Genomic DNA, 13,222 nt, shown 5'->3' with positions numbered 1-13,222 from the left:
GGCCCCTTCGGGAGGACCCTCGTCCCCTGCCGTTCGGCGCTGCGCCGTCCGGCCGCTCCGGTGTCATCCGGCACTCACTCCCTGCTGTTGTCAATCCCCGCACACGCTCTCGCGGAGGCGCACTGGCCTGCCTTGGCAAGCGGCGAGCGCGGACTCGCGCCTCCAGCCGCGTCCGCGGGCCGGCCGCCCATCGCGGGTGCCCGGCCGCCCCGGTCAGGCCCGCTGGGCACCATCGCCCTCCGTACCGGTGTCCCACTGGCCGTATGGCGACCGGTGGCACGGCAGGCCGGCGACGGGTGACAGCGCAACGGTGGTCCCCGAAGAACCACCGCCGCCTCCGCCGGGCCGGTGCTCGTCTTGAGTCGCCGATCGCCGCACGATCCCACCTGTCACCCCACTGGCGGCCCCCTCCTACATGATCCCGCCGCCGGCGCGCCTTTGCCGCATCTTTACCCGCTCAACACCAATGATTGTCACCCGAACATCGAAATCGGCGATCCCGCAAGCGCCGCACCAGAAAAGCCCGGCGGAGCGCGGTCCGCCGGGCCAACGAGGCGCGTTCCTCAGACCTCGATAACGATCTTGCCGCGAGTGTGCCCCTCAGCACTGCGGCGTTGCGCGTCGGCCGCTTTCTCCAGCGGGTAGGACTCGGCCACCTCCACCGTCAGCCGGCCCGTCTCGACCAGGTCGACCAGCGCTGCGAGGTCCGTGGGGTCGGGCCGGACGAACACGTAGCTTCCGCCGAGCCCGGTGACACTGTGGTCGGCGATCGAGACGATCCGTTCTCCCGGCATGCCCAGCTCCCGGGTAGCCTCCAGCGCCTCACCGCCAACGGTGTCGATAACCCCTGTCACGGTTCCCAGTTCCCGTACTCGCTCGGCGAGGCCCGCGCCGTAATTGACCGGTTCGGCACCCAGCGATCGCAGGAAGGCGTGGTTGCGCTCGGAGGCGGTGCCGATGACCCGCGCACCGACGTCGCGCGCGAGCTGCACCGCGAACGAGCCCACGCCGCCCGCGGCCGCGTGGACCAGGACAGTGTCCCCGGCGGTGATACCCAGGGTGCGCAACGACTGGTAAGCGGTAAGCCCAGCGAGCGGCAGTCCGGCCGCCTGGGCCCAGGTGAGGTTGGCCGGCTTGCGGGCGAGCGCCCGGATGGGAGCCGCCACCTTCTCCGCATAGGTGCCGTCGCGCACGACGTCCTTGCGGGCGTACCCGATGACCTCGTCCCCCGCGGTGAACTCGGGCACCGAGACCCCGGTGCTCTCGACCACCCCCGCGACGTCCCAGCCCGGGGTCGCCGGGAAGATCGTGTCGAGCACGGGGTCCAGGTATCCTTCACGCAGCTTCCAGTCAACCGGGTTGACAGCGGCGGCGCGCACCGCGACCAGCACGGAGTCGGGGCCCACCTTCGGCTCCGGCACCTCCGCGAGCTCCAACGTCTCGGGCCCGCCATACTTTCGGTACACAATCGCCCTCACGGTGCCTCACTCCTAATCGGCTCTACTCGTGCGCCCACGAATATCGGATGAGCGGACCGGATTCCTTCCGGCGCTCCGGGAGAGGGCTACCCGACGGCGCGGCTCCAGCACAGCCGTATCCGCGGCAGTGAGATGTGAATAACCAGAAATTGGCCGATTCCGGTCGTATTGACGTCACCATCTGTTACAACATCAGGGAAAGGCTGCAAGGAGATGTGCACGAGCGGCCGCTGATCGTCACGCGAGCGCGACACGAAGGAGGCTCATGCCCCAGTTGGCCATCGACGCGACGTGTCTGCCGCAGTACGAGAAGCTCGACCAGCCGACTCGCGAACGCCTGAAGGCCGCCACCCGCAAGTTCCGCGAGCTCTCCCTCGACGCCCTCCTCGCCCATCCGGACCTGCAGATCCAGGCACTGCCGGCGGGCCAGGACCCGCGCGTCCGCACCTTCCGGATCAGCGACACCTGGACCGGGGTAATGCTGGCGCCGGAATCGGGCGAGACCTACCTGCTGGTGCACCTGCTCCCGCGCGAACGCGCCGAGGAGTGGGCCAGCGACCAGCGCCACGACGTCAACTCGGTCATGGGCACCCTGGAGCGCCGCGACGCCACCGCTCTGGAGAAGGTCGAGAACGTCGACGCGGACGCCGCCCCTGTCCCCGGGACCACGGGCCGGGACGAACCAGAGGAGTCCGGCGGCACCGGTGTCGGGGCTCCCGAAGAGCGCGGTGAGGCGGTCCGGGACCGCGGGCTCTTCGACCACGTGAGCGAGCACGAGTTGGGGCGCCTGGGGGTCGACCCGGAGATCCGGGACTTCTGCCGGTCGCTGAGCGACGTGCGCGAGCTGCGCGACTGGGAGCCGGCCCTGCCGCAGGACCAGTACGAGGTCCTCTCCGCGCTCGCCGAGGGCCATTCGGTGGAGCGCGTCCTCGCGGAGATCGTCGCACCCCGCCGCCCCGTTGTGGGCACCGTCGCCCACGACGACTACGACGCCGCCATCCGGCACACGCGCGAGCGCGTCATCGTGGTCAACGACGACCGCGAGATCGAGGACGTCCTGGCCGGGGAGTTCAACGCCTGGCGCATCTACCTGCACCCCAAGCAGCGCGACCTCGCCTACCGGCCGCGCTTCAACGGGCCCGCCAAGGTGTCGGGCGGCCCCGGCACCGGCAAGACCGTCGTCGCCCTGCACCGGGTCAAGCACCTGGCCGAGAATCTGCCGCTGGGCGGCCGGATCCTGCTCACCAGCTTCACGAACGCGCTGGTGGAGTCGCTCCGGCGGAACCTCTCGCTCCTGCTGCCCGCCGAGCTGGTCGAGGATGTTGACGTGGTGACCGCCGACAAGCTCGCCCTGGACCTGGTCAAGGAGGAACGCCCCGACGTCCGGCTGCGCCTGGACACCCGCGGTCTCTTCGCCAATTTCAGCCGCCGCCACGAGCTGCCGTGGCCCCCCGATTTCCTGTTCTCCGAGTACCGGCACGTGGTCATGGCGCAGGGCATCGGCACCCTGGACGGCTACCTCGACCCTGACGCCCGCCGAGGTCGCAGTACACCGCTGACCGTCGAGCAGCGCCGCGCGGTCTGGCACGCGATCAGCGACGCCCGCGCCATGATGCGCCAGAGCAAGCAGCTTCCGGCCGAGGAGGCCCACGTCGAGGCCGCCCGGATCCTCAGCGAGCGCGCCGAGAAGCCCTACACGAACGTGGTCGTGGACGAGGCCCAGGACCTGCACCCGGCGCAGTGGCGCACCCTGCGGGCGGCCGTGACCCCCGGGCCCAACGACATGTTCATCGCGGGGGACAACCGGCAGCGGATCTACGACAGCAGGGTCTCCTTCCGGCAGCTCGGGATCGGGGTGGTCGGACGCTCGTTCCCGCTGCGGGTCAACTACCGCACCACGAAGGAGATCCTGGGCTGGGCCGACGGGATCATGGACGGGCAGCGGATCGAGGAGCTCGGCGAGTCCGAGCCGGAGCCCGAGGGCTCCCTGCGTTCCGTGCTCAGCGGTCCGCCCCCGGAGCTGAGGGGAGCCGCGGACGAGCCCGCCGAACTCGACGCCCTGGCCGAGCGGGTCCGCGGCTGGCTCGCCGAGGACATCGCCCCGGGCGACATCTGCGTCACGACCCGCACCAACCGGCTCCGCGACGCCGTGGCCGCGCACCTGCGCGCCCGCTCCCTGCCCGCCTCGACCTTCAACCCGCGCGAGCACTCCGTGAACGACACCGCCCACGGCGTTCGCGTCACGACGATGCACGGCGTCAAGGGCCTGGAGTTCCGCGCCGTGGCCGTGTTCGGCGCCACGGCCGAGGCCCTCCCCCAGCTCGACCACGTGACCAGCGCCGAGCTCGACGAGCACCAGCACCAGGCCGACATCGACGCCCAGCGGTCGCTGCTCTACGTCGCCTGCACCCGGGCACGGGAGTCCCTCTACGTGAGCTGGCACGGCGAGCCGAGCCCGTTCCTGCCGGTCTGAGCCCCGCGCCGGCCTCACGGCCCCGGACACGGCACAGCAGAGAGTGCCGCGCTCGCTTGTGGGCCCGGGCATCCGCGGATTGGGCCTGAATTGGGTCCACGGACTCACGCCGCCTCTGGCGTCGATCCCTAGGTTTGTCGCACAACGACAGCTACCCCGGGTCGTTCTTCCCCTGATAGACGGTGTGGCATCCGATGACGTGTTCTCCCGTGCTGCGTGCTCCTTCCCCCCCATCCCCCGGAATCGGCATCGGACACCGGTGACCGACCGTCCCTCGGGGACCGCGGGGCCGGGTACGCGGAGTACGCGGCGGGCCTCGCGCTGGTCGCCGGAATCACCGCGGCGGTGCTCACCACCGGGGTCAACACCGAGGTCCGGGACCTCATCGACGGCGCCCTCTGCCAGGTAGCAGAGAACGAGTCCTGCGACGATGCCCCCGCCGCCAACTCCGATGACCACACGGGGCCGGGCCCCGGCCAGAACGGCGAAGACAGCGAGGGTGACAACACATCGCGGCCCAGCGACGAGCAGCTCGAAGCCGTTGAGGACGAGGTCCAGGAGATCCGCGACTACCTGAACTCGGGCCTTTTCGACTGGTGGTGGGGCCCCGACCATCCCAGCGACATCATGGACGACATGTCACCGGCCGAGCTCCGCGCGTTGTACTGGAGTCTGAGCGATGACGAGATCCGGGAGCTCCTCTCGGAGGACGACGTCCGTGATCTCACGCTGCGCAGGGCCGATCTCGACACCCTGCGCCGGCTCCAGGACATCGCCCCCGCTCAGGTCGGACCCGACTTCGACGACGTCAACCAGGCCGAGGACGCCAAGAAGGACGAGGACGTCGACTACGACCCCACATGGGGCGAGGTCGAGGGCGGCCAGCTCTACGGCGACGACGGCGAGATCAGCTCCGACGACCTCGACCAGGGCAGCCTGGGCAATTGCTGGTGGCTGGCGGGCACCGGAGCCATCGCCGACCAGAACCCCGAGATGATCAAGGACATGATCCAGGAGAACTCCAACGGCACCTACACCGTCACGTTCGGCGACGGCGAGTCGGTCACCGTCACGCCGGACATTGTCGTCGACGCCGACAGCGGCGGCGCGGTGTTCTCCGACCCGGGACACGAAGGCGTCATGTGGCCCGCCATCCTGGAGAAGGCGCACGCTCAGCGCGAGGGTAGCTACGGCGAGACCGAGGGGGGCAACGCGGCCGACTCCCTGGAGATGGTCACCGGAAACGACGCCGAGGAGATCGACGCCGGGGACGTGACGGAGGCCGACCTCAACTCCTGGCTGGAGGGTGACGACCCGCACGCGGTTACCGTCGCCTCACTGAGGGAGGGCGACGGCAAGGATCCCTACAAGAACGGCGACCTGGCCGAGCGCCACGTCTACGTCGTGGAGGAGGTCAACGACGGCAAGGTGGAGCTCACCAACCCCTGGGGGCACAGCCATGCCACGTTGACCATCGACGAGTTCAACGAGTTCATGCGGGAAGTCGACGTCGCCCCGACCGGCTGAACGGAAAAGAACCAGATGCCCAACAGCTCCACATCACGCCCATGGCGCACAGCGTTCCTCTGCGCCGTCCTGCTCGCCCCGACCGCCGCGTGCGGCGGCCAGGGCGACGAGCCGGACGGCCCGCCCGCCATGGAGTCCGTGGACACCGACCGTCCCACCTACGACCCCTCACCCGAACCGGACTCCATGGGCGAGACCGCCATCATCGGCCAGACCCAGCAGGCCACCGTCAACGGCCTGCGCATCGGGGTGGTCTCCACCCGCGATGGCGAGGCCGATGTCTCGATCGGCAGCGGGCCCGGCATCGACGAGGACAATCCCGAGAAGGTCAGCGGCGAGGCGGACGACAGCGTCACGCTGGACAACGGGTACACCATCACGTTCGAGGAGATCGAGAACTCCGACCCGGACGCCGGTGGGGACGACGAGGCAGGCGGTACCGGCTCGGTGCGGCTGACGGTCACCCCGCCCGAGGAGTGACCGGCGCCCCGTGATGGGCGGCACCCGCCCGGACCGACCGCGACTGTCACGGAACCAGTGTCACCGGCGTGACCCCGTAGGTGGAGTTCAGTTCGACCTCGGTGAGGCTCTCCCCCGACGGGATCGCAAAAATGGCGTCGGTCTCTACTGACTCACCGGGATTGAGAGTCTCGCTCGGGAAGTAGTCGTCGGCGGCCGCGAACTCCGCGTCGGTGTCGTTGGCGTAGGTGTCCCCGCTGGCGCCGGTGGCGAGATGGTCGAAGCCGTCCCACGCGGCGGGCTCAGCGGAGATGTTGGTGATGTGCAGGTTGAACACGGCGTAGTCCATGCCTTCGGGGGCCGTTTCGGAGAACCCGGCACCGTCGGTGACCGTACCGTCATCGTCGATGTAGGCATCGTTGACACGCACCTCGAACACCTCGTCGGCGCCCGACAGCCCGCCGAAGTCGGCGATGTCGACATCGGCCGCCCCGGGCCCGGCGGGCTCCGCCGGATCCTCACCCGGCTCCGCGGGCTGCGCCGACGGTGGCGGTTCCTCCGATTCTCCCGGCGAGGATTCGGACTCCGATGCGGGCTCGCCCGCTGCCTGCAACACCGGCACGGCGTATAGTGCCGTGGCTACGGCCAGCACTCCCGAGATGAGCAGCGTGAACAGCGCCCCACCTGCCGCGACGAGCGCGATCTGCCAGTTTTTCATTGTTCCGCCCTGCCTGGGTTGTGGCCGGGGTCGTGTCTGATACTCCCCTGTGCGCCTCGCGGCGGCCCGGGGATCGCGGCACGGCGGCGGCGAGCGTATAACCATCCTCACACTGGGTGGTTCTTCCAGGACAGAGCACTCGGACCCAAATCAGGGTAACTTTCGGGCACGTACCGGCGGCGCGTCGCATCGTCCGCAGGACGCTGATCCGCCTGGTCCGGGGCGGGGGAGGAATACCCTCCCCCGCAAGCGCTTGCATGACGCTTGGAGCGCTAGCGACGCCCCGGACAGCGCGGCTACGCGGTGCCGCGGTCAGCGGGCCGGTACGTGCAGATTTGCACGCCGGTCGATGTGGTGGTCGCCGAGATGAGCTTGAGAGGGCGCGCCTCTCCGTCGTTGGGGAAGAGCCGCTTGCCTCCGCCGAGCAGGACGGGCTCGATCATCAGCCGGTACTCGTCGACGAGGTCGTGGCGGACCAGGGTCTCGGCGAGCTTGGCGCTGCCCATGACCTGGAGGTCGCCGCCCTTCTTGTTCCGTAGCCCGGTGACGGCTCCGACAACGTCGCCGGGCGGGAGCAGAACGGAGTTGGCCCATTGCCGCAGGTCCGACTCGGCGAGGGTGCTCGACGCGACGTACTTGGTGAACGCGTTCATGCGGTCGGCGAACGGGTCGCCGGCGCGGCCGGGCCACGCGGCGGCCATGACCTGCCACGTGCGCCGCCCGAACAGCAGCGCCTCCGTGGCCGACATCGCCTCGTCCAGGGCCGGCCCCATGGCCTCGGGGTCGAAGAACGGCATGGACCAGCCTCCGTGGGCGAAGCCCCCGTCGGTGTCCTCCTTCTCATGGCCCGGAGCCTGTACTACGCCGTCCAGGCTCATGAAGTCACTCAACACGATGCGCATTCCGCTCTCCCAACCGTCACGGTCAATAGGTCTCGCAATATAGACCCGGCGCCCACCGGAAACTCATCGGAACACACCGGGTCCGCGTTTCACTGGCGTTCTCCACAGGAGGCGGATCAGCCTGGTGCGGACGGGGCGTGCCTCCGCAGGATGAGTTCGCGGCTTCTGGCCGGATGCCGCGAACTCATCCGACTCAGCGGAGGTGTGCATGCGGACCCTACGTCGGGTACTCCTGGTTGTCGTGTTCGTAGTGTCCGGGTCCTTGCCGATCATGGGCGGGACAGCCGGCCCGGGAGGAGGCAGCGTGGACGGGTTCTCCGTCGGGTACGTGCCCAACGGGGTCGGCGGGCTCGTCTCGGACTACTCCACCGAGTGGGAGGGGGTCGCCTTCGAGTCGCGGGTGTGGGAGCACCGCACCAGCGAGGGCGGCTACCGGGTCGATCTCAAACTGAACGTGCTCCGGGGCGAGCGGCTGACCAGTGTCGAGGCGCTGCGCGCTTTCATCACCGAGTACGAGGAGCAGGATCCCGACGAGTGGGATCTCCGCCCGTTCCAGAACGGGCAGTGGCCCGGCTACCGCACCGAAGGGCTGGCGTTCTGGCTGGTCGACAGCGGTGTCGGGGTCTCGGTGCGGCTCGACCCGCGCCGGTTCGAGGACCACGAACTCACCCTGACCGCCCGCGGGGTCCGGCCGGAGGGCCGAACCCACCACTGACCTTGCGGATTGCCCAGGAGCGAAAGCCGCACGACCAGTACGTGGCTAGGGAGTGTTCGGCGAACCGTTTCGGGCTCGCGGCCGATAAGCAGGGCCCCGCTGTGCAAAGCTGCGGAGCGTGCGGAGTAGTGCACAGTAGGGGCATCTCGCAAGCCGATTTCGCTTGCCCAGCCAACCAGGATGTGCTGCGCGAACCGTCGTGCGAGAGATTTCCTGGACTCCCGCTCGCTGATCCGGAAGCCTTACCCCTAGTAGTCGCAGCTCCAGTCGAACCAGTCTTCGATGCGCATCTTGTACCGCACCTTCAACGCGCCGCCCTTGACCTTGCCGACGACCCGGAAGTGCGGCGCGGGCGGTGCGGGAATCTCCGGGACACGGCTGTCGACACTGCCGAACCAGGACGTGTCGACGCTGATCTCGGCGGTGGCGCCCTCAGGCAGAACGAGCTTGGCGTCACCCCATGAGGCCACGACATCGACCTCAACGAGGTCGCTCAGCAGAGTGGCGTGCCGGAAGTCCAGTCGGGTGTCGCCATAGGGGTTGCTGACCTCGATCCGGCTGGGCACCCGCCACTTGCCGCGGCGCGTGATAGTCCCGGCCTTGGCTTTGAGGTGCAACGGATGCCCGGCACCAGGCCGACTCACTGATGCGGGCACGGTGGGCGATAACGATGACGCGGCCGACCGCTGTACCGGGAGGTCCGCGGTGAGCGGCTCAAGGTCGGCGTAGGTGCGCGCACGGTAGCCAAGTTCCAGCCGTTCCTCAAGCTCGTCGAGCGTAAGGCGCCCTTCGCCCGCAGCCTCGCGTAGGATGCTGGCCACCCGGTCGCGGTCGGCGTCCGAAATCCGCATCCGGCGGCTCGCCTCGTCTCGGCTCACAACTCTCCCGTTCTCAGTACGCTCCCTACATCGTAGTTCGGGCGGGCTCCACTGGCATCCTGCATGTCACGGATCCGACAGCTTGTCGGTACCCGTTGCTAGGGTCGCCAATCGTTGGCGCACGTGAGCACAATCCCCCGCAGCTCAGCGGAAATTCCATCTCTACAGGGGAATTCGGTGCTGCGGAGCGCGGGTACCGCAACCCGAGACCAACACCGAGGACGCTCGTACCGCCCGGGACACGAGGGCGGCTGAGGACCTTGCCGGGGTAGGACGGGCCCCGGCAGGGTCCTGAGCCGCCAGCTTCGCGTGGGCGGGGTTCACCCCCGCGTTGGCGCCGTTCCGCGCTGCCGCGCGCCACCCGCGTTGGCATTCCCACCGCGGTTCGCCGGATCGATGCGCCCGGTGCGCGTCGCCCAGCGCTCGAAGACAACGGTGGTCAACGGCGGGACGCTGGCGACCAGCGCGAGCACGGTGGTCCACCCGCCCCAGCCGAGCACCCGCCACGCCACGAGGGCCAGCACCACGTATCCGATGAAGGCGGCGCCGTGCAGAGGGCCGAAAATCTGCACCCCGGTCTCGTTGTGCACGACCACGTACTTGACGAACATCCCGACCAGCAGCCCGGCCCAGGTGACGGCCTCGACCGCGGCGATGACCCGGAACGTTCGGAGCACATAGGTGGGCACAGGATCTCCTTCTTCGAAGGGTGGGGATAAGGCGGTGGCGTGGCACCGCTCCCAGTCTCCGACAATGCTGCCGGGACCCCGCACCGGGGTGGGGCGTCACCGCCACAGTTCGGGCGCATCCGTTGGCGGTGACGCCGGCGTGCCGGCTCGTTCACGCGCGACGGGAGCACGGGTCCGCCACGTGCGGGGCGTGCTCGGTACTGCGCGCGTCGCGGACCATGGCGACGATCTCGCGAGGGTGCTGCAGGTCGCTCCAGGTGAAGCGGAGCAGCACCAGCCGCTCCCGCCCACTGACGATGGTGTTCTGGCGATGGCGGTCGGTATAGAGCGCGGTGGGCAGCGCGTGGGGGCCGGCGCCGTCGGCTTCGGCGACGACGCCCCAGCTCGGCCACGCGAGGTCGGCCCGGCCGGCAACGGCGCCATTGCTGTCGTAGACCGGGTACTGCAGGGTCTCGGGCGGGATTCCGGCGTCGCGGCAGATAAGCCGGATGCGGGTCTCGAACGTGCTCTGCGCGCGGCCATCGGCGAGTTCCCACCAGGTCCGGGTTTGGCGCGCGCCCACGCGCCCAGCGTTGGCGGCGGCCAGGCAGGGCAGGTCACCGGCGGTCACCAGCCCGTTCTGCAGCGCGGAGTCGACGACGCTGACCGCGCTGTAGCGGTCGGTCAGCAGTACGGTGTCGCGCAGCGTGCGGGCCGGGGTGCTCAGCCGGATACCCCCGCACAGCGTGACCTCCTCGGGGGTGACGGTCCACCCGTGGAACCGGATCCCCGTGGACCGCCGGCCGGGGCGGTTGGAGATGGACAGGTGGACGGTCTCGTGCCCCGGGCCGTACAGCAGCCCCTGCAGCCGCCACAGCCGGGCAGCCGTGGGACCGACGGCGACAGCGCGCGGGCCGTAGACCAGTTGGGCGGCCATGACTCGCGCCGCGAGCGCCGGGACGGACGCGCCATCCGCCAGATACACACCGGGGCGCAGCGGCCGCCAGGTGCGGGCGCGGACCAGACGATCGACCTGCCGCGTAGCTACTCCGCACTCGGCGGCCTGGTCGCGGGTGATGACCCCGTGCTGCGATCTGGCGAGCGCGTGCGCGCTGGAGAGGTCCGGCATGTCTTCCAGGGTCCAGCGCACGCGCACCCGGAACAACGGAAGACCTGCCGCTGTGGACAGTGCGGCCCTCGCCCGCGCCGCGCACTACTCCACGCGCTGGTCGAGCCCGTCGATGACCACCTCGTTGGCTTGGGCGAGGGGCTGCTTTGCCTCCAGGTCGGTGACGTACATGACGGGCAGCAGCAACGGGGGCGGGAAGTCGGGCGTGAAGGTGAGCGGGATCCCGAGGATCCGGACGTGCATCTCGGTCACGTGGATGACGACATCGCCGGTGAACGTCATTCCTGGCAGCGCCAGCGTGGTCCTGGAGTCACCGAGCTCGTACCACTGCTCGGCGCCGGTGAACTCGGTGGAGTCCATGGAGAGCTTGAGGTAGCGCTCCGTGCCCTCGGCGGTCGGATAGTCGACCACGCCCTCGAACTTGGCGCCGTACATGGTCTGCTCGTCCGAGGTCAGTCCCATGGGCACGGTCGCCGCGTTGAAGTCGCCCTCGGCTTCGGTCGAGTCGACCTCCGGAAGCTCGTCGTCCTCCTGTGCGTCCTGGCAGGCCTGCACCGCCTCCAGGAACTCCTCCTCGCTGCTGGCGACCGACTCGTCGCCCACACCGAACTCGCACTCGCTGTCGCTGTCGTCCTCCTCCTCGTCCTCCTCGTCCTCGTCCTGGTCCTCGCTGTCGCTGTCAGCGTCCTCGTCGTTGTCGCCGTCCGCACCACCGGTCTCGCTCGGTGCGGGAGACGGCACCTCTGGGAGCTCCGAAGAGGGGTCGGGAGAAGGCTCCTCCGGCTCCTCCGACTCCTCCTCGTCATCGGGGAACCAGTCCCATGGCCAGCCGGGCCCCTCGTCGGCGGGCACCATCGCCGGGGAGACCAGGGCCAGTGCCATGGGCAGCGCGACGATGGAGCGCAGCATCCCGCCGTTTCCTATCCGGGGAGGCTCCTGCCCGTCATCGCCGTCGCGGCTCTGGTCCGCCTTCCGGTCGTCCTTCCGGTCGTGGTCCTCGGGCGGCTCCACGGCCGTGTCCGGCGCGGTCGCGCCGTCAACGGCGTCGGACGGTCCGCCGGCTGGCTCCGGCACGGCGTCCTCGGGCCCCTGGGTGGATGCGGGCGCGCGCCGGTCGGGCACCCATGCGAAGACGAGCGCACCGCCGACCAGGCCGAGCAGCATCCCGATCACGAAGCCGCCGAAGTTGGACGTGACGAAGGAGGCGAGCGACAGCAGGATCGCCACGATGCCGAAGAAGCTGCGCTGCATCGGCTGGAACCAGGCCAGCAGGCCGAGCGCGATGAGGAGCAGCCCGACGATATAGCCGGAGATCCCGGCGATGCCCTGCTGGATGAGAAGCGGAAGAGGGGCGAGCGGAGCCAGGACGATGATGGCGCCGCCGAGCGTCACCAGGAGCCCGCCCCAGAACGGCCGGCTCCTCCGCCAGTTGCGGAAGACCACCCTCGCCCGGGCGCCGCGCCCCGGCCGCTGTCCGTGTCTACTCATCGATCAGTAGCACTCGTGGTTGCCGGGCTTCACGTTCAGGTGCAGCCCGCTGAGCTTGAACGTCCCGGCGTTCACCGCCCACGCGGTCTGCTTCAGCCCGGAGATCTCCACGGTGTCCGCCTGCTGCCCGAAGGCGCCGACCTCCCCGGTCTCGCCGCTCTCGTTCTCCAGAGTGCTGGCGTCGCGGCCGATCTCCATGTTGGTGAACTCGGCGTCGCCGGAGAGCTGCTCCACGTCGATGACCATGCTCTCCGCTGTGACCGGGGTGTCGCCCTGGCCCGCTTCCACCAGCAGGGTCACTTCGCCCACAGCGGTGTCCATGAGGACCGACTGGCAGAGGTTGGTCAGCTCGGCATCGTCGATGACCGACATCGCCACGGGGTGCTGCGTGTCATCGGCCGACGTGGCGACGTCGCTGTACTGCGCGAAGCCGGTTCCGGAGAGCTGGTCGGCGGACACTTTGAAGTTCTGGCCGGAGACCGCGAACGAGGCCGCGATGCTGCCCTGCGCGGTGAGCGCGACAAGAACACCCGCGGCGCCAAGCGCGGGAAGGAGGGCGAGGCCGAAACGCTTCCAGCGCGTACCGCCGGAGGCCGCTTCGGCCGCCGAGACCTCAGACATTCATCCTCCTTAAGGGGGCACCTGACTGCGGGTCGTGTCCGACCCAGAGGGGAGGGCGAAGGGCTGCCCTCGTCGCAGGTATCTCGTGAACCGCCGTAGTTACTCGGCAGTAGTGTGGAACATTACAATATCTAATGTCACATTTCCAAGCGTCGTACATCACACC

Annotated in this window: 12 protein-coding genes; 4 read left to right on the top strand and 8 right to left on the bottom strand. The window is 69.4% G+C overall.

Annotated elements, in window-relative coordinates; translation table 11 throughout:
* Positions 1 to 563 precede the first annotated feature (563 nt).
* On the bottom strand, positions 564 to 1,478 hold the full coding sequence (locus tag F4561_RS04370) for an NADP-dependent oxidoreductase (RefSeq protein ID WP_184575010.1): 915 nt from the start codon (positions 1,476 to 1,478) through the stop codon (positions 564 to 566).
* Positions 1,479 to 1,743: 265 nt separating this feature from the next.
* Between F4561_RS04370 and F4561_RS04365 the strand changes: the two genes are divergently transcribed.
* The 3 genes from F4561_RS04365 to F4561_RS04355 all read left to right on the top strand — a co-directional run bounded on the left by F4561_RS04365 (position 1,744) and on the right by F4561_RS04355 (position 5,958).
* Entirely contained in the window at positions 1,744 to 3,951 is a 2,208-nt protein-coding gene (locus F4561_RS04365) for a UvrD-helicase domain-containing protein (RefSeq protein ID WP_184575008.1), read from the top strand.
* A 216-nt stretch (positions 3,952 to 4,167) separates the two neighbouring features.
* Positions 4,168 to 5,478: a C2 family cysteine protease gene (locus F4561_RS04360; protein WP_184575006.1), complete on the top strand. Its 1,311-nt coding sequence runs from the start codon at positions 4,168 to 4,170 to the stop codon at positions 5,476 to 5,478.
* A 15-nt stretch (positions 5,479 to 5,493) separates the two neighbouring features.
* Positions 5,494 to 5,958 (top strand): hypothetical protein, encoded by a 465-nt coding sequence (locus F4561_RS04355; RefSeq protein WP_184575004.1) that lies wholly within the window; start codon positions 5,494 to 5,496, stop codon positions 5,956 to 5,958.
* A 46-nt stretch (positions 5,959 to 6,004) separates the two neighbouring features.
* On the opposite strand, the gene F4561_RS04350 is transcribed toward F4561_RS04355, so the two are convergent.
* A complete protein-coding gene (locus tag F4561_RS04350; RefSeq protein ID WP_184575002.1) occupies positions 6,005 to 6,655 on the bottom strand; it encodes a DUF4352 domain-containing protein in 651 nt (216 codons plus the stop codon).
* 296 nt (positions 6,656 to 6,951) lie between these two features.
* Positions 6,952 to 7,557 carry a dihydrofolate reductase family protein gene (locus F4561_RS04345; protein ID WP_184575000.1) on the bottom strand — a complete coding sequence of 202 codons (606 nt, stop codon included), beginning with the start codon at positions 7,555 to 7,557 and terminating at the stop codon, positions 6,952 to 6,954.
* 304 nt (positions 7,558 to 7,861) lie between these two features.
* Between F4561_RS04345 and F4561_RS04340 the strand changes: the two genes are divergently transcribed.
* Positions 7,862 to 8,272 (top strand): hypothetical protein, encoded by a 411-nt coding sequence (locus F4561_RS04340; RefSeq protein ID WP_184574998.1) that lies wholly within the window; start codon positions 7,862 to 7,864, stop codon positions 8,270 to 8,272.
* A gap of 248 nt (positions 8,273 to 8,520) precedes the next feature.
* Here F4561_RS04340 and F4561_RS04335 read toward each other — a convergent pair whose 3' ends face one another.
* From F4561_RS04335 to F4561_RS04315, 5 genes are all read right to left on the bottom strand, one after another.
* On the bottom strand, positions 8,521 to 9,150 hold the full coding sequence (locus F4561_RS04335) for a DUF1707 SHOCT-like domain-containing protein (protein WP_312885140.1): 630 nt from the start codon (positions 9,148 to 9,150) through the stop codon (positions 8,521 to 8,523).
* 320 nt (positions 9,151 to 9,470) lie between these two features.
* Entirely contained in the window at positions 9,471 to 9,839 is a 369-nt protein-coding gene (locus F4561_RS04330; RefSeq protein WP_184574996.1) for a DUF3817 domain-containing protein, read from the bottom strand.
* Positions 9,840 to 9,990: 151 nt separating this feature from the next.
* Positions 9,991 to 10,947 carry a type IV toxin-antitoxin system AbiEi family antitoxin domain-containing protein gene (locus F4561_RS04325; RefSeq protein ID WP_184574994.1) on the bottom strand — a complete coding sequence of 319 codons (957 nt, stop codon included), beginning with the start codon at positions 10,945 to 10,947 and terminating at the stop codon, positions 9,991 to 9,993.
* A gap of 84 nt (positions 10,948 to 11,031) precedes the next feature.
* Positions 11,032 to 12,435: a DUF6114 domain-containing protein gene (locus tag F4561_RS04320; RefSeq protein WP_184574992.1), complete on the bottom strand. Its 1,404-nt coding sequence runs from the start codon at positions 12,433 to 12,435 to the stop codon at positions 11,032 to 11,034.
* 3 nt (positions 12,436 to 12,438) lie between these two features.
* Entirely contained in the window at positions 12,439 to 13,056 is a 618-nt protein-coding gene (locus tag F4561_RS04315) for a DUF6230 family protein (RefSeq protein ID WP_184574990.1), read from the bottom strand.
* Between the last annotated feature and the right edge of the window lie 166 nt (positions 13,057 to 13,222).

Source organism: Lipingzhangella halophila (assembly GCF_014203805.1).
Taxonomy (GTDB): Bacteria; Actinomycetota; Actinomycetes; order Streptosporangiales; family Streptosporangiaceae; genus Lipingzhangella; species Lipingzhangella halophila.
The sequence above is the reverse complement of the archived record's forward strand: the minus strand, read 5'-3'. Positions and strand labels throughout refer to the sequence as shown.